Annotated in this window: 14 protein-coding genes and 1 pseudogene; 13 read left to right on the forward strand and 2 right to left on the reverse strand. The window is 68.2% G+C overall.

Annotation, left to right across the window (positions count from 1 at the left end; genetic code table 11):
• The first annotated feature begins 161 nt into the window (after positions 1-161).
• The 3 genes from ACFYO2_RS26255 (at position 162) to ACFYO2_RS26265 (ending at position 2512) form a co-directional block, all read left to right on the forward strand.
• Complete coding sequence (locus ACFYO2_RS26255; RefSeq protein WP_388353709.1) at positions 162-539, forward strand: hypothetical protein; 378 nt, start codon at positions 162-164, stop codon at positions 537-539.
• A 10-nt stretch (positions 540-549) separates the two neighbouring features.
• Positions 550-1320 (forward strand): HNH endonuclease family protein, encoded by a 771-nt coding sequence (locus tag ACFYO2_RS26260; RefSeq protein WP_388353712.1) that lies wholly within the window; start codon positions 550-552, stop codon positions 1318-1320.
• Positions 1321-1384: 64 nt separating this feature from the next.
• Positions 1385-2512 (forward strand): DUF6183 family protein, encoded by a 1128-nt coding sequence (locus ACFYO2_RS26265; RefSeq protein WP_388353715.1) that lies wholly within the window; start codon positions 1385-1387, stop codon positions 2510-2512.
• Between the two features lie 115 nt (positions 2513-2627).
• Here the strand turns inward: ACFYO2_RS26265 and ACFYO2_RS26270 are convergent, their stop codons facing one another.
• Positions 2628-3227: a DUF6262 family protein gene (locus ACFYO2_RS26270; RefSeq protein WP_388353718.1), complete on the reverse strand. Its 600-nt coding sequence runs from the start codon at positions 3225-3227 to the stop codon at positions 2628-2630.
• The gene (locus ACFYO2_RS26275) at positions 3224-3430 is read right to left on the reverse strand and encodes a hypothetical protein (RefSeq protein ID WP_388353721.1); all 207 of its coding nucleotides are present in this window, start codon (positions 3428-3430) and stop codon (positions 3224-3226) included. Before ACFYO2_RS26275 ends, ACFYO2_RS26270 begins: the two co-directional genes overlap by 4 nt.
• Before the next feature lie 84 nt (positions 3431-3514).
• On the opposite strand from ACFYO2_RS26275, the pseudogene ACFYO2_RS26280 reads away from it, so the two are divergent.
• From ACFYO2_RS26280 to ACFYO2_RS26325, 10 genes and pseudogenes are all read left to right on the forward strand, one after another.
• Positions 3515-3718, forward strand: a pseudogene (locus tag ACFYO2_RS26280) (HNH endonuclease); the annotation flags it as partial.
• 491 nt (positions 3719-4209) lie between these two features.
• Complete coding sequence (locus ACFYO2_RS26285) at positions 4210-15240, forward strand: LamG-like jellyroll fold domain-containing protein (protein WP_388353724.1); 11031 nt, start codon at positions 4210-4212, stop codon at positions 15238-15240.
• 6 nt (positions 15241-15246) lie between these two features.
• A complete protein-coding gene (locus tag ACFYO2_RS26290) occupies positions 15247-15822 on the forward strand; it encodes a hypothetical protein (RefSeq protein WP_388353726.1) in 576 nt (191 codons plus the stop codon).
• 644 nt (positions 15823-16466) lie between these two features.
• Positions 16467-16745 carry a hypothetical protein gene (locus tag ACFYO2_RS26295; protein ID WP_388353729.1) on the forward strand — a complete coding sequence of 93 codons (279 nt, stop codon included), beginning with the start codon at positions 16467-16469 and terminating at the stop codon, positions 16743-16745.
• 115 nt (positions 16746-16860) lie between these two features.
• A complete protein-coding gene (locus ACFYO2_RS26300; protein ID WP_388353731.1) occupies positions 16861-17409 on the forward strand; it encodes a hypothetical protein in 549 nt (182 codons plus the stop codon).
• Between the two features lie 95 nt (positions 17410-17504).
• Positions 17505-18188, forward strand: coding sequence for a hypothetical protein (locus tag ACFYO2_RS26305; RefSeq protein WP_388353734.1), 684 nt, complete (start codon positions 17505-17507; stop codon positions 18186-18188).
• Between the two features lie 252 nt (positions 18189-18440).
• A complete protein-coding gene (locus tag ACFYO2_RS26310) occupies positions 18441-19271 on the forward strand; it encodes a glycoside hydrolase domain-containing protein (protein ID WP_388353736.1) in 831 nt (276 codons plus the stop codon).
• 24 nt (positions 19272-19295) lie between these two features.
• Positions 19296-19640, forward strand: a complete 345-nt coding sequence (locus ACFYO2_RS26315) for a hypothetical protein (RefSeq protein WP_388353739.1) — start codon at positions 19296-19298, stop codon at positions 19638-19640.
• 47 nt (positions 19641-19687) lie between these two features.
• Positions 19688-20326, forward strand: coding sequence for a hypothetical protein (locus tag ACFYO2_RS26320; RefSeq protein ID WP_388353742.1), 639 nt, complete (start codon positions 19688-19690; stop codon positions 20324-20326).
• Between the two features lie 221 nt (positions 20327-20547).
• Positions 20548-21195: a SurA N-terminal domain-containing protein gene (locus ACFYO2_RS26325; protein ID WP_388353745.1), complete on the forward strand. Its 648-nt coding sequence runs from the start codon at positions 20548-20550 to the stop codon at positions 21193-21195.
• Positions 21196-21297 lie beyond the last annotated feature (102 nt).

Below are 21297 nucleotides of genomic sequence, written 5' to 3' on the forward strand. Positions count from 1 at the left end.
CAATGCCCATTTAGGGCCCATATGGTCTGGACCTCTCGGCCGCTACCGTGAGACCGGCACAACCCGCCCGAGCAGGACGGGAACCGGGGAGGCAAGGGGAGGGGCGCAACATGAGGAGTCCGAGGGGCGGAGCGACAGCCGCCGTCAGGACCGGGCTTGCGGTGTTCGCCGTCCTGGCCCTCGTCACCGGATGCGAAGAACTCGCAGACGGCGGCTCTTCGACGGGCACCGGTGCCCCGGCGCCGGACGGTCATGCCGTCAGCCCGCTGAAGAACCCGGACGGCACCGAACCGGGCCTCGCACCTGTGACCAGTGAGACCGACCAGGCCGCGGCCCGCAAGCTCATCGAGAGCCTGCGGACGAAGGGACGCGGACCCAGGACGGGCTACGACAGGGACGAGTTCGGCTACGCGTGGATGGACACGGCCAACGGAGTCCCGCTGGCCCGCAACGGCTGCGACACCCGCATTATCTCTATGGTTCGCGCTGTAATGGGGCTTTTCTCGCAGCGTATGCAGGGTGTGATCGGCTGTGCATAGTGAGAGGCACATGAGTCACGGGCTCCTGCGGACTCGCGGGAAGAAAGCCGTGCTTACGGTCGTCGTTGTCGCCGCGTTCGTCGCAGGCTGTGATGGCCTGGAGCCGGGCGGAAGCTCCGCAGGATCCGGACCGGACGCAACTGCCGGCCAGGCGGTGAGCCCGCTGACGAATCCCGACGGGACGAAGCCGGGACTCGCCGCGCTCACGTCGGAAGCGGACAAGGCCAACGCACGCAAGCTCATCCAAGGACTCACAACAAAGGGGCGTGGGCCGAAGACGGGCTACGAACGGGATGAGTTCGGCTATGCGTGGATGGATACGGCGGACGGGGTACCGCTGGCGAGGAATGGTTGTGACACGCGGAACGACTTGTTGAAACTCCATGGGCGGCACGTGCAGTTCCGTTCAGGTTCCGACTGCGTGGTCGTTTCGATGGACCTGTACGACCCGTACACCGGCAAGAACATCGCCTGGAAGAAGGCGAAGGCCACCGAGGTGCAGATAGACCACGTGGTCCCGCTGTCCTACAGCTGGCAGATGGGCGCCGCCCGATGGCCGGAGAGCAAGCGCAAGCAACTGGCGAACGACGTGCTCAATTTGCTTCCTGTCGAAGGGCGCGCCAACTCGGCGAAGCGGGACTCGGGGCCCGCGTCGTGGTTGCCGCCGAACAAGAAGATCCGGTGCTCGTACGCGGTGCGGTTCGCGCAGGTCGCCGACAAGTACGAGCTCCCGGTGACGATGGCGGACAAGGCGATGATGCTGAAGCAGTGCGAAGGCTGATCGAGCTGCGGTGACCTGGGAAACGCCATCGCTTTCGGACTGTGGGACACATACGGTCCCTACTGTGGCTGACCGCATACAGAAGATCGTGACGAAGCTGCCGGGACTGAAGAGCGTCACCGGAATATGGGAGACGGCTGACCGCAGTCTGGCGCGGGGTGATGCTGCCTTCCTCGCGGATCTCGGCATAGCTATGGCCGGGGCTTACGCCTCCGACGCCGGGCGGATTTGGCAGTACGGGAGCGTCTTCGACTACCTGCTCCGGTTGCTGTCCACCACGCCCGGTGCCGGGAACGTCGCCGCGGCGCTGCGGCTGGTCTCCTCCACGGAGGCTGCCGACAGGAAGCTGGACCGCTATGCGGCCTCCCTACTGGCCTCCAGCCACCCGGTGGAGGAACTGGCCGTAGCGTTCACCGGGAACGCCTCGGAGGAGCTGCGTGCGTGCCTGGTCCATGAAGCGGTGCTCAGGGGCGCCCACGTCACGGAGACTCCGGGGATCGCAGGGTGGGCGACGTCGCCGCACTGGAGGCACCATCCGCTGGGATGGCTGCCGTTGGCGCTGTCCGATGTGGAAGGCCAGCCGGATCTGCCGAGCTACAGCGCTCGCGGCGGCAGCCACTCGATGCCGTTCGGCTCGCCGGCGAATCGCGCGATGCGGGCCGATGCCGGGGCGCATGTGCCGTCGGTCGAGGAAACGACGACCGAAGCCGCCGCCAAGGGCATCGGCACCGCTGTGGCGAACTGGGCTGAGGAGTCGAACGGCCGGATCGAGGCGCGGGTCTTCGACCTGGCAGCTCCTCTGGTAGCCGAGTCGGTGCCGAGCATGTTGCTGGGACTGGGCCTGGAATGCCTGAAGAGTGCAGGGAAGAAGACCACCTTCTCGGTCGCGGCCTGCCCGCCGGACCAGGCATGGAGGGTCCTCTTCGCCGCCGCGTCCACGGGAGGTGCCTATAACTCCGGCGCACGCGGTGCTTACGGACGGCTGGCCGCGTGGCAGTCCCTGGCCGGCCTCTCCGGTACTGCCGAGGGCGCCCCCGCGGAGGAGGTCGAGGCATGTGCACGGGAGTGCGCCTGGTACGGCTTCGGAGCCGACGCCAAGTGGTTCGAGCGCGTGGCCTGGGACATCGGCCTGACCTCGGTCTCTCCAGGACGCCGACGACTGGCGGTGTTGGCCGCGACGGACACCGATTGATCATGCCCGGAACCTGCTTCGGTGAAGTCCTGACCGTGGGAACGACGTGCCTTGTGGCTGTCCGGTTAACGGGGTGAGAACCGGACAACCACAAAGTGTGGCCATGCAGCACGGGTTACGGGGTCGGAACGGACCGCATGGCACGGCGGAGACTGGCTCGCGCGGCGGTGAGGTCGTCCTCCGCCACACGCAGTTGGCCCTCCAGGGCGGCTATCTGATCCCTGGCCTCTGACAACGCTTGCTCCAGCGCGGTATTCCGCTGCTCGATCTGCTGTACCCGCTCGATCAGCTCATTCCGGTTCACGCCCTCCAACTCGGCGCCGAGAGACAGCCTGACCCGGTTACGGAGCCGATCGCGCTCCTTCTTGAGGTCCTTGATCTCTTCGCGGGCCAGTGCAAGATCCGTCCGCAACCCGGCCGGAGACACCTGAGATGCCTCCGGAGCGAGGGAGTTGCGGCGCTCCCGCGCTCGCTGGGCGGTGATGCCGTCCTGAACGGCCTGGTGCACATGAGGCTGGTTGTAGACGAACCACGTGGACACCGAGGCTTCCCGTGCCACTTGGGTGACGGTGATCCGTCGTCCCGAGCGGAGAAGGCCGTCCACGGCGTCGAGTGCACGCCTGGTCTTGTCTTCGCTGTCCTTGGCACGGCTGACGCGCAGGCGCTCGACCCGGGCGTTCCGGTCGTTGCCGCCGGAAGGAGCAGGGATTTTCATTCGGAACTCCGTGTCGTCAGCGCCTGTAGAGGGACGAAGGCCGCTGCCGAACGTGCCTTGCGCAGCTCGCGTGAGGCGGATTCGACGGCGGCCCGCTCCTCGGCGGGCAGCGCGTCGAGTTTCCGCCGCATCTCGTCGGCCGACTTCGAGTAGGCGCGGATCTGGTCGTCGAGATTGCGCACGACCCAGTCGGCGGCCTCCATCGCCAGGGCGGCTTCCTTGTCGGCCCGCAGGTCCGCGATCTGCTGTTCCAGGGCGGGGAGGTAGGAGGGATCGGGTCGGTAGAAGTCGCATCCGGCGCACTCAACCTGATGCCGGCCGAGGGCCGCGCCAACTCGTCCAAGGGTGACTTCGGACCCGCCTCCTGGCTCCCGCCGAACAAGCAGATCCGCTGCGCCTACGCGGTCCGCTTCACGCAGGTCGCCCTCAAGTATGAACTGGCGGTGACCGCGCCCGACCGGCTGATGATGTTGGAGCAGTGCGGCGGGTAGTCGGCGACGGCAGCCCGTGAAATCGGCGGGCACGCCGCAGTACCAGGCACGCCGCAGTACCAGGCACGCCGCAGTACCAGGCACGCCGTAGGACCAGGCACGCCGTAGGACCAGGCGATCCGTAGGGCCTGGCGAGCCGTATGGCCATGTGAGCCGTACGGCCAGGGCAGCCGGATGACCAGACGAGTCCGGTGAGGTTCTCGCAAAGAAGTCCACAAGGGACAAAGGGGTCGGCTCCGCTCAAGGCGGGCTGGTTCAGCAAGAAATGGTCAAGACCAGTCCATGATCCTTCCTTTGCTCTGTTCACGGCTCTTTCACAACAGGCAAGCTCTGCGCGTTTCTGTGGCTTCTCTGTCAGCGAGTTGAACGAGTTCGGCAAGTTCAGCAAGTTCAGCAACCGCCGTTGCGACTTGCGATGCGACCTCCGTTGCGACGTCCGCTGACGGTCGGGCCTGCCCTGTTGTGCCCTCCCGACCGTTGGAGTCGTAGCCGTGCGCGTTCGGCCCTACCGCCGTGTCCGCTCCGCCCGCCGTACACACCGCGCACAGCGGCGCATCGCCGTGCTGGTGCTGACGGCGCTCGCCCTGATGCTCACGACCCAGCAGGCCATGGCCGAAGGCGCCGAGCTGCACGCGGTCGACCTCTCGTTGCCGAGCCTCGCCTCGGTGACCGCCTGGCTGAAGGACCCGCACTGGGGGAAGCTGCCGGCCCAGGAATCCGGCACCGCCGCCGGAAAGCGTCACCACGTCTCCGCGCAGGCCACCGCCGCGCACCGGGGCGCCGGCCGCAAGCCGGGCCGGGGCAAGGGCGAGCTCGCCGCGTACCACCCGCACAAGTCGGCGGTGCGGCAGGGCAAAAGCCAGAGTGGCGGCCACTTCAACCCGAGGACCAGCAAGCGCAGTGCCACCAAGTCCTCGCGCACCGAGACCGTCTACACCAACGCCGACGGCAGCGTCACCCGCGAGATGTACACCAAGCCCGTCAACTACCAAGTAAGCAAGGGGAGATGGGCGCCCATCGATGTGGACGTGCGGGCGGGGCCCGACGGTCGCTGGCACGAGAAGGGCAACTCTCTCGCCGTCGACTTCGGGTCCAAGGCCACCGACGACGACCTCGCCTCCCTCACCGTCGACGACGATCACTCCATCGCCTACGGGCTGAAGGACGCCGCGCCCGTCAAGGGCACGGCCGACGGTTCCGACGTCACGTACCGACACGTCCTGAGCGACACGGACCTGCGGCTCGCCCCCACCGGCACCGGGATCAAGGAGTCGGTCGTCCTGCACTCCGCGGACGCCGCGAACAGCTGGACCTTCCCGCTCGACCTCAAGGGCCTCACCCCCGTCGTCACCGACAACGGCTCCATCGCCCTGCGTGACGCCGACGGCCGGACCGTCGAGCGCATCCCCGCGAGCTACGCCTTCGACTCGAAGGTGAACCCCCGCTCCGGAGACCCGGCCACCACCCACGACGTCACCACCGAACTGGTCCACACCGACGATGGTTACGCCCTCGAGCTGACCCTGGACGACGCCTGGCTGCACGATCCGCGCCGCGTCTTCCCGGTCACCGTCGACCCGACCGTCGACGACGGCTGGACCACCACCTACGCCGAGTCCGGGTCCGGCAACAACGTCGACCACTCCTACGAGCAGACCATCAAGGTCGGCTCCTACGACTCCGGCACCCACGCGGCGATCAGCTTCGTCAACCACTGGGACACGGCCTGGGACGCCAGCAACGCCACGGTCACCGAGTCGCACCTGGACCTCTTCGACACCTGGGCCTCCACCTGCACCGCCGAGCGGTTCGACGTCGCCCTGATCACCCAGGCCTGGACCCCGGAGGGCGTCACCAGCTACCCGGGCCCCACGCACGGCGCCTCCATCGGCAATCTCACGCCGTCCGTGCCCAACGCCTGCGCCAACACGGCCGCCGACCGGTCCGTCGGCGACTGGGTGAAGGTCCCGCTGTCGACCTCCGCCATCCAGGGCTGGTTCAGCGGCACCACCGCCGACCACGGCCTCGCCCTCTACGCGTCGACCACCGACAACCTGCACTGGAAGCAGTTCGGGGCCTTCAACGACCCCGCCCTCGGTCCGCACATCCTGGTGACGTACACCGGCAACACCGCGCCGCAGCTGTACGAGCAGTTCCCCGCCGACAACGCCGTCGTGGGCACCACCACCCCGGAGTTCACCGCCTGGGCCGGCGGCGCCAACTCCACCAGCGGCAGCAACAACCAGTACCGGTTCAAGGTCTACGACGCGAACAACGCGCTGGTCGTCGACTCGGGCCTGGTCGCCACCGGCGACTGGACCGTCCCGGCCGGAAAGCTCGCCTGGGGCAAGAACTACACCTGGCAGGTCCAGGCGTACGACTCCGCGACCGCCCTGTACTCACCCGCTGATCCCTACGCGCTGTCGGTGCAGGTGCCGCAGCCGGTGATCACCTCGGGGCTGTCGCAGAACAGCAGCGACCACGGTTTCGACGCGTCCATCGGCAACTACACGACCTCCGACACCGACGCGTCGATCTCCACCGTCGGCCCCTCCCTCGACGTCGAGCGCGACTACAACTCCCGCGACCCGCGCTGGACGGGCGCGTTCGGCGCCGGCTGGTCGAGCATCTTCGACGCCCGCGCCACCGAGCAGTACAACGCGTCCGCCGCGGTCACCGCCGTCAACGTCACCTACCCCGACGGCTCCCAGGTCGGCTACGGCAAGAACAGCGACGGCACCTTCACCCCGGGCGCCGGCCGCTGGGCCACGTTCACCTCGGTCACCGGCGGCTACAAGCTGACCGACAAGGACGACACCGTCTACACCTTCACCCAGTCCCTGGGCTCGGGTGGTTACGGACTGACCTCCGTGACCGACGCCAACGGCCGTGCCATCACCCTGACCTGGACCAGCTCTCACGTCACCAAGATGGCGTCCGCCGTCTCCGGCCGCTCCCTCAACCTCGCCTGGTCCACACCCAGCGGCGCCTCGGCCGCGCACGTCGCCACCGTCACCACCGACCCGGTCACCGCCGGCGACTCCACCACCGCGCTGACCTGGACCTACGGCTACACCGGCGACCAGCTGACCAAGGTGTGCGCACCCACGTCGGCCACCAAGTGCACGACGTACGGCTACCAGACCGGTTCCCAGTACCGCAACGCCTCCCTCGACCTCGACGCGGACGAGATGTGGCCGCTGACGGAGTCCTCGGGCACCACCGCGAAGGACGCCGTCCTCGCCAACGAGGGCACGAAGAACGCCACCTACGAGAACGTGACGCTCGGCGCGGCCGGTCCGCTCGCCGGCTCCTCGGCCACCGCCGCCTCCTTCAACGGCACCACCTCCGACGTCGCCCTGCCGAAGAACACGGGCAACGACACCGACTCCGGCGCCCTGTCGCTGTGGTTCAAGACCTCGGCCGGGCCGGGCGTGCTGTACTCGTACGCCTCCCAGCCCATCGGCTCCGGGCAGGCCGCCGGCTTCTACACGCCGTCCGTCTACGTCGGCACCGACGGCAAGCTCAACGCCGAGTTCTGGTACAGCGGCGGCGTCAACCCCATCGTGAGCGCCGCGTCCGTCGCCGACGGCAGGTGGCACCACGTGGTGCTGTCCGCCGCCGGCAACTCGCAGACCTTGTTCCTCGACAACACCAAGGTCGGCTCGCGCACCGGCACGGTCTCCATCAAGAGCGCGGACGCCTTCGGCAAGAACCAGGTGTTCAACTACCTGGGCACCGGCTTCCTCGGCGGCGACTGGCCCGACGAGCCGCACAGCAGCACCACCAGCGACGACGGCTACGCCACCTACTTCAACGGCTCCATCGCGCAGGCCGCCTGGTACGGCCGCCCGCTGGTCGCCGCCGACGTCAACGCCCTGTACCAGTCGGGCACCCACGCCTCCAGCCTGCTCACCTCCGTCACCCGGCCGTCCGGCAAGACCTTCGCGGCCATGACGTACGACCCGGCCTCCACCACCCTCACCCAGCTCACCGACGAGAACGGCGGCGTCTGGAAGCTCGTCGCGCCCACCGTCACCGGCTCCAGCCAGACCTACCGGGGCGCGGTCCTCGGCGCGGCGCCCGCCGGGTACTTCCGCCTGGGCGAGGCGGCCGGCGCGGGCACCGCTCTCGACGAGGTCCGCGGCGGCAACGGCACCTACAGCGCGGTGACCCTCGGCGCGACCGGCCCGTTCAGCGACCAGAAGGCCGCGACCTTCAACGGCAGCACCTCGTACGCGGAGGTGCCCACCTCCGTGCTGCACGGCACCAACGACCGAAGCGTGGAACTCTGGTTCAAGACCGCCGCCCAGGGCGTCATCGTGGGCGACCAGTCGGTGGCGATCTCCGGCGCGACCGCGGCGTCCGGCACCTGGTCCCCGTTGCTGTACGTCGGCACCGACAACAAGCTGCACGGCCACTTCTACGCGGGCAGCGGTTCCGCCGCCGCCACGTTCGGCTCCACCGGCACGGTCACCGACAACGCCTGGCACCACGCGGCACTCACCGTCTCCGGATCCACCCAGACCCTCTACCTCGACGGTGTCCAGCAGGCCACCTACTCCGGCGCCCCCAACGACCAGTCCAACACCCACCTCTACCTGGGTGCCGGCTTCTCCAAGGGCTGGGTCAACTCGCCCGCCGACGTCAGCCACTTCACGGGCTCCCTCGCCGAGGTCGCCCTCTACCACTCGGCGCTCACCGCGCAGGATGTCGCCGCCCACGTCGACGCCGCGAAGAACTCCACCGGGCTCCTCCCGGTCGAGACGGTCAAGGTGACCTCGCCGACCAACTCGACGCTCACGTACACGTACGACGTCACGAACAGCAACCGGGCCCTGACCGAGACCGACGGCCTCGGCAACAAGACGAGCTTCGGCTACGACACGGCCGGCTTCGAGCACACCGTCACCGACCCCAACGGCGCTGTCACCACCACCGGCCACGACGTGCGCGGCAACGTGGTCTCCTCGACGTCCTGCCAGGACCAGCCCGCCAACAAGTGCAACACCGAGTACTACACGTACTACCCGGACGACACCACGGCCCAGCTGACCACCGCCGACCCGCGCAACGACCAGCTGCTGACCGAGCGCGACGGCCGTTCGACGTCCGCGACCGACACCACCTACCTGACGTCGTACACGTACGACTCGGCGGGCAACCAGACCGCGATCACCGGCCCGGCCGTGCCCGGTTCCCCCGGTGGCCGCACCACGACCACCGTCGACAGCGACGGCACCAGCACCTATCCCTCCGCCGACGGCGGCGTGGTGCCCAAGGGCCTGCCGGTGAAGACGGTCTCGCCGGGCGGCGCGGTCAACCAGGTGTCGTACCTCAAGAACGGCGACGTGGCCTCGACCACCGACGCCATCGGTCTGGTGACCACCTACACCTACGACGGCATCGGCCAGGTCCGCACCCAGAAGGTGGTCTCCGACACCTACCCGAACGGCCTGGTGACGACGTACCGGTACGACGCCGCCGGCCAGGTCGTGGAGGAGGACGACCCGCAGCTCACCGACCGCGTCACCGGCGCCACGCACGCCGCCGTCTCCACGACCGTCTACGACGAGGACGGCAACGTCACCTCGCAGACCGTCTCCGACGCGAGCGGCGGCGACACCTCACGCACCGAGACCCAGACCTACGACGCCTACGACCACCTGCTGACCGAGTCGGACGCCAACGCCGCCGCGAGCGCGTCCAACGGCAACACCACGACGTACTCGTACGACACCTCCGGCAACAAGACCAAGGAGGTGACCTCGGCGGGCGTCGACACCCGCTACACGTACGACGACAACGGCAACCTGCTCACGCAGGGCCTCATGTACACCGGAGACCCGGTCAACCCGCAGACGGCGACCCTGCTGACGGAGTCCTCCCGCGCCTACGACCCGGCCGGGCGGCTCGCGTCCGTCACCGACGCGATGGGCAACACGACGGCGTACACGTACACCGACGACGGTCTGACCGCGACGGTGAAGCGGACCAGCGCGGACGGCACCAGCAGCTACGTGCTGGAGTCGGACCTCTACGACGCGGCCGGCAACCTCACCCAGTCCACCACCGACAACGGCGAGACCGTCACCAAGTACGCGGTCGACGCGGCGTCCCGCACCACCTCCACCGAGCTGGACCCGACCGGCGTGGACCGCGTCACCACGGTGTCGTACACCCCGGACGACCAGGTGGCCACCGAGAACGACCACGACTCCTCGGGCTACGACCGCACCACCACCAGCACGTACGACGACATGGGCAACCTGCTCAGCGAGACGCTGTACGGGGACGCCTCCGGTCACCCGGCCGGCTGGTGGAAGCTCAACCAGACCTCCGGCACCAACGTCACCGACGCCTCCGGCACCGGCAACACGGCCCGGGCCACCGACGTCACCTGGAACGGCGACGCCGCCACGCTCAACGGCACCAGCAGCAACGTGGCCACCAACGGTCCGGTGCTGGACACCACCGCCTCCTACACGGTTTCCGCCTGGGTGAACCTGAACTCGACGCCGACCCGCAACATGACCCTGCTCGGTCAGGACGGCGCGACCAACAGCCCCTTCTACCTGCAGTACAACTACTCCCACTCCGGCGCGCCGCTGTGGTCGTTCGACCTGACCAGCGGCGACACCACCTCGCCCTCCTTTACCGGCGCCTATTCGAGCGCCGCCGCGACCAGCGGAACCTGGACGCATGTGGTCGGCGCGTACGACGCCGCCACCGGTGCCATGAAGCTCTACGTCAACGGCTCCCTCGCCGGAAGCAACACCGACTCCGTGCCGTGGTCGTCATCCGGTTCGCTGACCATGGGCCGGTCCAAGTACGGAGGCAACCCGAGCGACTTCACCGACGGCTCGCTCGCCGATGTGCAGGTGTACCAGCGGGCCCTGTCCGCCGCGGACGTCACCTCGCTGTACGGCAAGGGCCGCACCGGTGGCACGGTCGGCTCCTCCACCGAGCAGACCACCAAGTACGCGTACGACAAGCGCGGCCTGCCGACGTCCACGACGGACGCCGAGCAGAACACCACGACGTACGCCTACGACGAGGCGGGCAACCTCGCGGTCACCACCGCGCCGGCCGTCCAGGCCGAGCCCGACGGCACCACCGCGGCGACCGTCCACCCCGTCACCACCAGCGGCTTCAACACCTTCGGTGAGGGAGTCGAGGAGCAGGATCCGAACGGCCTGGTGACGACAACGGCGTACGACGCCGACGGCAACAAGGTCTCCGAGGCGCTGCCGTCGTACACCCCGGCGGGCGCCTCCTCGCCCGACGCGGGCACCACCGTGTGGACGTACGACAGCGAGGGCAACCAGACCTCCGAGACCAGCCCGGGCGGGCGGACCACCTCGTACCTCTACGACCAGATGGGCGACCTCGCCCAGACCACGGCACCGGACGGCACGAAGACGCACGCCACGTACGACACGGCGGGCGACCAGTTGTCGGCGACGGACGGCACGGGCGCGCAGGCGCAGGCCACGTACGACTTCCTGGGCAGGCAGCTCACCTCGACGACGATGGAGCGCTACCCGTCGACGCGGACGCTGACGTCCACGAACTCGTACGCGGTCACCACCGGCAACCCGTACGGCGCGCACACCGCGTCGACCACCTCGCCGGGCGGTGTGACGACGTCGTACGGCTACAACCGGGCCGGTGACGTCACCTCGGTGACGGACGGCGCGGGCAACACCACCCGCTACACCTACGACTTCCAGGGCAACCAGCAGAAGACGATCCTGGCGGACGGCACCTGGACGGAGACCGACTACAACGCCGCGGGCGACCCGGCCTACGACAAGCAGTACGACGCGAACAACAACCTGCTCGCCCAGACGTCTCAGCAGTACGACGGCGTGGGCAACCTGACGGCGGCGACCGACGCGAACGGCCACACCACACGCTGGACGTACGACGCCGCGGGCACCATCACCCAGCAGGTGGAACCGGTCGACGCGGCCACCTCGATCACCACGACCTTCGGCTACGACGCGGCGGGCAACCGCACCCGCTTCACCGACGGCCGGGGCAACTCCTGGCGCTACACGTACACGCCGTGGGGCCAGCAGGAGAAGGTGATCGCACCGGCGACCGCCCAGTACACCTCGGCCGCCGACTCGACCACGACGTTCGCCTACGACGCGGACGGTCAGCTCACCACGGCCACGCTGCCGGGCGGCGTCACCACGTCGATGACGTACGACGCGAACGGGCAGTTGAAGACGATGTCCGGCTCCGGCGCGGACGCGGCGACGGCGAAGCGCAGCTTCAACTACGACGCGGACGGCCGGGTGCTGTCGGCGGACACGGACGAGGCGGGCATCGCGGGGGCGGCGGACCACCAGGCCGCGACACACGACGCGTTCACGTACGACGACCGGAGCGACGTCCTCACGGCGTCGGGCTCGGCCGGCTCCTCCAGCTTCACGTACAACGACGACGCGTCGATGCTGACGCGGACGGACGCGGCGGGCACCACGTCGTACGGCTACGACACGGCGGGCCGCCTGTCCTCGCTGAACGACGCGGCGACCGGCAGCCAACTGACGTACACCTACGACCAGTTGAACAACCCGAAGACGGTCAAGTACGGCTCGACGGGCCAGACCCGCACCTTCGGCTACAACAGCTCGCACGAGCTGACGAGCGATGTGCTGGTGCAGGGCGCGTCGACGGTGGCGAGCTTCGCCTACGGCTACGACCCGGTCGGCAACCTGACGTCGAAGACGACGACGGGCGTGTCGGGCGCATCCACCAACACCTACACCTACGACTGGTCGGACCGTCTGACCTCGTGGAACAACGGTACGAACACGACGCAGTACGCGTACGACGCGTCGGGCAACCGCATACGCAACGGCGCGGACGTCTACACGTACGACGCCCGTGACGAGCTGACGTCGGACGGCACGAACACCTACGGCTACTCGGCGCGCGGCACGATGACGCAGGAGTCGCAGGCTTCGGGGTCGGTGGCGTACAAGACGGACGCGTTCGGCGGCCAGATCACGGCCGGAACGCAGTCGTACACGCTGGACGCGCTGGGCCGGAACATCACCGACACCGACACCACGGACCAGTCGACGCGGACCTTCGCCTACTCCGGCGCGGACAACACGATCGCCTCGGACGGCGACAACACATACACGTACGATCCGGCGGGCGGCGTGATCGGCGTCAAGCCGGCGGGCGGCACGGGTGCGCTGGCCCTGACGGACCAGCACAGCGATGTGGTCGGCACCTTCACGTCGGGCGCCACGTCTCTGGCGGGTTCGGCCTCGTACGACCCGCTGGGCAAGGTGGTCTCCCCGACCGACACGGTCACCGGTCACCTGGGCTTCCAGTCGGGCTGGACGGAACCGGGCACGGGCGACGTGGGCACGGCCTCGCGCTGGTACAACCCCGGGACGGGCGAGTTCCTGAACAAGGACAGTCTGTCGCTGGACGCGGTGCCGAACTCGGTGGCGGCGAACCCGTTCGCGTACGTCGACGACAATCCGATGGCGGGTACGGACGAGTCGGGCAACTGTTCCTGGTACGACGTGGTGTGTGGTGCGAAGAAGGCCGTGCATCACGTCAAGAAGGCCGTCTCGCATGTGGCGCACAAGGTGTACCACGCGGCCAAGCACGTGGCCCGCAAGGTCGTGCACGCGGTCAAGCACGCGGCGCACAAGGTGGTCCACCGGGTGCGGGACGTGTACCGGGCGACGGTGCGGGTGACGCGGCGGGTGTACCACTACGCGTCCCGGCATGTCAGACGCGCGTATCACGCTGCGGTCCATGCGGTGCATACCGCGTATCACAAGGTGTCGCATGTGGTGCACCGGGTGGTGCACGCGGTCAAGCACGCGGCGCACAAGGTGGCGCACGCGGTGAAGAAGGCGGCGAAGGCGGTCGCTCATGCGACGCGGACGGCGTATCACGCGACGGTGTCTGCGGCGAAGTCGACGGCGAAGTTCGTGAAGCACCATGCGGCGGCGATCACGTCGTTCGTGGTCTCCACGGCGGTGTTCGCGGGCTGTGAGGCGGCGACCTGGGGTGTGGGCACGATCGGCTGTGCCGCGCTGGCGGGTGCGGCCGGGTCGCTGGTCGAGCAGGGCTTCAAGTGCGCGCAGAACGGCGGCGGTGACTGCAGCGCGGGCGCCTTCGCGGGCTCGGCCGTGGAGGGCGCGGCCGCGGGTGCGCTGGGCGGTGCGCTGGGCAGCCTGGGCGGCAAGCTGCTGGCGAAGGTGGCGCCCAAGGCGATGGAGGCCGTGGGCGGCCTGTTCGGCAAGGGTGCGGCCGAGGCGGGCGACGCCGCGGCGACGGATGCCACGGACGAGGCGGCTTCGGCGGCGCAGTCGGAGGGGGCGGGGACGCGGAGTCAGTCGGGGTCGGGCAAGAGTTGCCCGGTCCACAGCTTCACGGGTTCGACCCGGGTGCTGATGGCGGACGGCTCGGCGAAGGCGATCGACCATGTGCGGGTGGGCGATGTGATCGCCAACTCGGTGCCCGGGGCTGCGGGTACGGCGGCGCACAAGGTCACCGCGGTGATCGTGACGCACACGGACCACGACTTCGTCGACGTGACCATCAAGAAGGCGGCACAGTCGGCGGCCGAGCAGACGGTGAAGGGCGGGGCGAAGTCCTCCCTGGCCAGGAAGGTGGCTAGGAAGGCGGCCTTCGGCCTGGCGGCATCGGCGGCGGTTCTGGGCGCGCTGGCGGCAAGCCACGGCCACGGCCAGGAGCCGGCGACGGCACCAGTGGCGGCGGTCAGCACGGTGTCGTCCGCCCAGGACCCCAAGGCTGCGGCGCCCGGCGCGACGGCCGGGGACACGTCGGACGCGCAGGGCGCGCACCTGACGACGACGTTCCACCACCCGTTCTACGACGAGACCCAGTCGGCGTTCGTCGACGCCAAGGACCTCCACACCGGAGACGTCCTGCAGACCCCTACTGGCACCGCCGAGGTCACCAGCGTCCGCCTCTACCACGCGAACACGACTACCTACGACCTCACCATCGGCAGCCTTCACACCTACTACGTGGAAGCCGGGAACACTCCGGTCCTCGTCCACAACTGCGACAACGTCGACCGTGCTGAGGAAATCCGGCGCGGGATTCACGACGGTTCGAGGGATGGAGGCAGGCCATACAAGAACCAGACCGTTTCGGTGGTTCGCGCCGACACGGGAGACGGCGTAGTCTCCGTGGTTGCTGCCAGCGGAGATGGACTAGCGCCCGAGCAGCTTGGCGCTCTTGGTGCAGGAGAAGTGCCGGCACTGAACGACCCAGCCGAGCATGCTGAAGCCAATGCTCTGCAGCACATCGCGAACCAGGGGTGGACGGCAATTGACGGGGGGGCCAGCAGAAATGTGTGTCCCTACTGTGAAAATTCGATTCGGGATGCAGGGGGGCAATTGACTGGCCCCGCTAGCTGGAAGGGTAGGATTAATTACTTCCTCAAGGGCATCCCGAAGTTCCAGTTCAGGTGGGGACAACGCTCCTTTAGTTTCGGCAGGAGGTGAGAGGACATGCCAGAAGACCTCGCCAGTGCTCGGCGAATTCTGAGGCTTCGCGTCGCGATGAGGCGTTTTGCTCCGATCTTCGAGTCTGCTCTGTCCGACGTATGGCTCATGTTGTCCGAAGGGATTCCTGGAAAGAATGAATCTATTCGCATCGCTCGGATCTCTGGTGATGTCGAGAATGCATTGAGTCTCGACGATGTCGAGCAGCTCCAATCCTTTTTGGGTGAAGTTCTCGACGTGCTGGACGAGGATCCGGTGGGTGACGTCTACTACCCGTATACCGCTGCCATGCTCCTCGAGTTGTACTGCCGATCTGCGACAGGTGATCTGCCTGATGATGCCCCGGTCTCTCTTGAGGAGTGGGTAGCCCGCTTCGCGCGTCACGTCGACTGGCAACTCGAAAAGAGTGGCATCCCTGCTCCGGAGCCCGCGTTCTTCGCGCGCCAAGAAGAGGATCTTGCCGCTCTGGAGGTTTCGCTATCAGGTAATCGCGACGCCGCTTGGGTGGCCGCGATGGAGAAGTCCAGCCAGCTGGGGGAGCAGTATCTACAGCACTTGACCCGCGCGGTTCGTGCAGGGTGATAAGCGGTCGACAGACGTGACTCAGCGGCAACGCCAGCAGACGCCGGAGCCCTCACCTGCTGTCGTGGTGGAGGCTCCGGCGTCTGGCAGCAGGGCCTGCAGGGACGGTTCAAGGTGTATTGATGTCAAGATCTGACCGTGTGGACCCAGTCCAGATCGTCGCCCGCATCGGAGGGTGACGGCAGAGCTAAGTGACAGTGATAGGGCGTTCGAGGTCTGGGTGTACTTGGCACGCCAAGCCGGCTGGGATGTCATCGAATTCCCTCCGGATCCTCAGGCGTCGGCCGAGAGCGACTTTGGCTCTGTCATTGTTGAAGGAATCAAGTACAAAATCTGCTACGGGCTCCGGGTTCGGCAGACGTTGGCCGACGATTCGACCGGTAATCTGACCCGCAGGCCTGTTCTTTCCTATGCTTCGTGGGCGGAACCAGATCTCGAGTCTTATACATTGGAGTAAGGTGAGAAGAAAGCCCCGCACGATTTGTGCGGGGCTTCTGGCACTGGAGATGATCCATGGCAGCCGCAAAGCGTGTCACTTGCGACTGGGTGGTGGTCTTCCCGAATTTACGGCATGGCGAGAGCTCATCCCGTGAGATCTCACTGAAACTCGATCGCCTCAGGAGAAATTGCGTCTCGGGATCACGATGCACGAGCTCTCCAGGGATCATATGGATGTCGACGTCACTGAATTACTCCTCGGAGATGTCGATGGCGCAGTCCACACCCTCGTAGAAGGAAGTCGCTGCAGCGCGGAACGCCTCCTGTACCTGAGGAGAAAGTGCGCAACTCGGAAATGTTGTCATAAGGGGACCGGCCTTCCCCTTGAGGGCGACGGGACGAAATACGCAGGCCTCCAGGTGCAACAGGCGGGAGATCGACAGATCCTCTACGAGAACATCCTCGAATCTGACGCCGTGTATTGAGCAGTTCACATCAGATCGCAGATATCACGGCAGCTGAAGAAGCTGGGGCTGAAACCGGGTGAGCAGGTATGCAAAATCAACATGAGTAAACGGTGCTAGAGCGTGGGAGTGGGCTGTGTCTTTGCTGGGACTCGATGTGACGAGGACGGTGGGTACATCGGCGGGGATGTTCGCACTGTGGCGACTCTCACGCTTCGCTTCGGTCACTGACCTCGACGACTGGGAGGACGAGGTCGCCGACGATGAGAGCCTGCTGGAGGCTGTCCGGGAAGGCGCTCTCGTGCCCATCAACATCGGGGGCGATGGTGCCTACCAGTTCACCGTACGCGGAGTACCAGTGCTCGGCGGCCTCAGGGAGCGCGAGGCACGGTACCGATTGGTCTCGTCGCAGCCATACCTTCTTGTTTCTGATGGGCTCGTGGGCCTGGGGGGACTCGAGGCTGTGGGGGAGTACACCGGAGCGGACCGGCTGCAGGTTTCTCTGGAGCCGGGAAGGTACGAGGTCCAGGTGCACCTGATCGACTGGAAGGCCGAGCCCGGAGCGGCTGATGCAGACGGGAAACCGACGAAGGATGCCCTGGGAGATTTCGTCATCGAAATCTCCCAGCAAGTGCCGGAGACGAGCCGCCAGTATCGCCGGAGCCTGGAGACGTTCTCTAGGTAGTGGCGGCGTGCCCGGCTGCGGCATCACGGCACTACGCGCTCAGACGGCAACGGTCCCCGCCGCCGGGCGACGGGGACCGATCGCAGTTCCCCGGAGTGCCCGCGGGCCACACCGCCGACTGGGCCGGGTACGCGGCGGCTCCGACCGGTTCGTCGTACACCGTCGCCGGGACCCGGTTCCCCTCGGTGGACAAGGACGGTTCGGCCCTGGTCATCGGGGACGAGGGGGTCAGCCTGACGGCGGGGGAGGAGACGGCCACGGTCCTCTACCGTGCCTGTGCCGCCGTACTGAACTGGCCCGACGGAGGCCGCAGGCTCATCGGCGACGACGGCCTCTCCGTAGCGGTGGAGCCCGTCCTGTACGGGATCGACGCGCACACGATGGCGACCCTCGACGCTGCCGTGCCCCCGACCGCCACGGTACGGCTGCCACCTCGGCAGAGGCAGCCACGGCCGAACGCGGACATCGCTTCCGCGGCGGGCGATGCGGCGCGCGACGCAGGCGGTCCCGCCCGTCGTACGGGTTCCGGCACCGGATCCGGCCGGGCGGGGAAGACGGCGCCGGCGTGGCGTACCGGCGGCCAGACGGCGGCGCTCGTCGTCTTCGGGATCCTCGCGGGCCTCTGCTCCTGCGTGGCGCTCGCGTACACCGTCTTCGGCGTCTCGGATCCGCAGACCACCACCGGCGAATGGGCCGCGCTCGCGGCCTTTCTCTGGGGCGTCGCCGCTCTGCCGGCGTGGCCCGCCGTACGGATCGTGCGGCGCACCCGGCGCGTGTGAGCCGCGGGCGCCGACCCGTCCGTACGGAGGCGGTTTTACCGTGCCTTGAAGGAACCTTGTGAGGATCAAGGTGCCCGGTTTTCCAGGCGGGGAGGCCGCATCAGGTACGGTGCGATCCTCCCCCGGCGTCAGGTGGCCGGACACCTTGCGTAGGTGTGCCGGAGGGGTGCCGGTGTCAGGGGCTCAATCATTTTTGGTCCGCACGTCACGCATGCCGTGACGTGCTTTGTGAAGCGTGAACATGGGGTGGGGATGTCCAGTCATCGGCTGTCCAAGAAGGGCCGTTACATAGCCTGGGCGACGGCGGGTACCGCCGTCGTGGCCGGAGCCGGGATCGCGGCGCAGTCCTCCATGGCGGCGACAACCACCTGGCCCGCGCAGAAGACGTACACCGGCCGTGCCTTCGACGCCTGCGCCGCGCCCTCGCTGTCCGCGATGAAGGCCTGGCACACCGGCTTCTACGGAGCAGCCGCCGTCTACATCGGTGGCAAGAACCGCGGCTGCGCCCAGCCGAACCTCACCGCGTCCTGGGTGAAGTCGGTCAACACGGTCGGCTGGAAGCTCATCCCGCTCTACGTCGGCGCCCAGCCGCCCTGCCAGACCGGCTCCAGCCCCGAGAAGATCGCCGCCTCCACGGCCGCCTCCCTCGGCGCGACCGACGCGGCGGACGCGGTCGCCAAGGCATCGGCGCTCGGTATGAAGGCGGGCAGCGCGATCTACCTCGACATGGAGCCGTACGACATCACGAACAAGGCGTGCAACGACGCCGTGCTGACGTACGTCCGCTCCTTCACCAAGACCCTGCGCGCCAAGACGTACCGCGCCGGCTACTACGGCTTCACCAGCTCCAGCGCCAAGGCCATCGCGACGGCCACCGACAAGACGGACCTGCCGGGCAACCTCTGGTACGCGCTCTGGGACAAGCAGAACACCACCACCGCGGACTGGCCGTGGGGCTCCACCCAGTTCACCAACCACAGCCGAGGCCACCAGTACCTGGTCAACAGCAAGGAGTCCCGCGGTGGTTACACCATCACCGTGGACCGCGACGCGTGGGACGCGCCGGTCGCCATCGTCGGCTGAACCGGACCGAGCGAGGGGCGTGAGATGAAGGTCGTCGTCGCCGGGGCGGGGCTGCGGACGCCCGTGGTACGGGCGGGGTTCGCCGTACTGCCCTTGGTCAGCCTGGGGCTGCTGTGTCCCGTACCGTCCCTCGTACTCGCCCTGCGGCGGCGCGCCCGGGCCGACTGGTGGGCCTTCGCCGGCTTCAGCGCGGTGCTGGTGGCCTGGCTCATCGAGCTCGCGCTCACCCCGGTCGACACGCACGGGCCGCTGTTCGCGGTCGACGTGCTGCTGATCCTGCTGTCGATGGCGGGAGCCTCCACGCACGCGTGGAGGACCTGGCCGCGGAGGCAGGCAGGGGAGCCGGGGAGCACGGCAGTAGAGCAGTGAACCGTAGGGCAGTAGGCGTAGGGGCGTAGGGGCGTAGGGAGTAGTCAGTGGTCAAGCAGGTCAGACAGGTGTCCCAGGCGCGCCCGGCGCAGCGGAATCGGGTGGGGCGTACAGGGCGGTTGTCCGCCGTGGGGCGCGCCGCCGTCGTGTGGCTGCGCGCGCTGCGTGGGCGCACCATCGCCTTCGCGGTGGGCGCGCTCGCCGTCGTCGCCGCGCTGGCCGTGGCCGGCGTACTCCTCTTCTCGCACGACGACGGGCGGCCCCCCATCCCGGACGCCCGCGCACGCGTCTACGCGGACGTCGACGCCTGCCTGCTCACCGGCAAGCAGGGCATCACGGCCGACACCACCGCGGCCGCCGCCTGGCAGGGCATGCAGGACGCGTCGCTGAAGACGCACGCGCGCGTGAGCTACGCCCCGGTGACCGGCGAACAGAGCGCCGCGGCGGCGCGCCCGTTCCTCAACGGTCTGCTCCAGCGCTCCTGCGACGTCGTCCTCGCCGTCGGGCGGCCCGAGGTCGAGGCGGCCGAGCAGACGGCACCGCAGTACGGCAAGATCGGCTTCGTCCTGGTCGCCGACGGCGGCGGCCAGAAGGCCGGTACGAACGTGACCGCCGTCCCCGGCGGCGACGGCGTACGCGCCGGGGTCGCCGCCGCCGTGGAGCGAGCGGTGACCGGCCGGGGCTGAGCATCGGCGGGCCTCCGGGCTGAGCGCGTCCCCGGGGAGGACGCACGCCCGTTCCCGAAGTACTGGCGAATCGTTGGTCGAATGGGTTGGCCAGAGCTTGCCCACTGCCTACCATCGATCACCGCAAGACCTTGTGCGCCCGCCCGTCGCCCGACCGCCACCCTCAACGAGACGCTGCGCGCCGCACCTGCTTGTCTGCACAAACCCCTCGGGAGGCTTCCTTGCACCGCCGCCGTCGTCGCACCGCGCTCCTCCTCTCCGCCGCGATCGCCGCGGCCCCCCTCCTCACCGCCTGCGGAAACGATGCGCACCCCGGCGCGGCGGCCGTCGTCGGCGGCCAGCGGATCACCGTCTCCCAGCTGGAGAACCGGGTGAGCGAGGTACGTGCGGCGCAGCGGGCGGCGGTACCGGACGACGCGCAGTACGAGCAGGCCATCGCCAAGACCGGCACGCTCGCCCGTGACACCCTCCACAACATGGTCCTGGAGCGAGTGCTGCAGCGCGCCGCCCAGGACGCGGGCGTGACGGTCAGCCGCAAGGAGATCCAGCAGATGCGCAGCGGCCTGGAGCAGCAGACCGGCGGCTCCGAGGCCCTGGAGGCCGCCTGGCTGCAGCAGTACGGCATCGCTCCCGAGCGTCTCGACGAGAACCTCCGCCTCCAGCTGGAGGCCCAGAAGCTCGCCGCCCACCTCGGCACCGAGACCGGCGACCCCGCCTTCTGGAACGCCCTGGCCAAGGCGTCCGCGAAACTGAACGTCGACCTCAACCCGCGCTACGGCAGCTGGGACGTGGACAAGAGCAGCCGCGTCGACACGAAGACACCGTGGCTGCGCGAGGTCACGGCGACGGGGACGCAGGAGACGGCATAACCGGGGACGCAGGAGCGGCATAACCGCACGGCGGGGTTGTTCATACGATCACACTGCGCCCCCCTCGCCTGTGGATAACTGATCGCCTCGTCGGCGACGTGC

Origin of the sequence: Streptomyces sp. NPDC006602 (assembly GCF_042870385.1) — a bacterium.
Classification (GTDB): Bacteria; Actinomycetota; Actinomycetes; order Streptomycetales; family Streptomycetaceae; genus Streptomyces.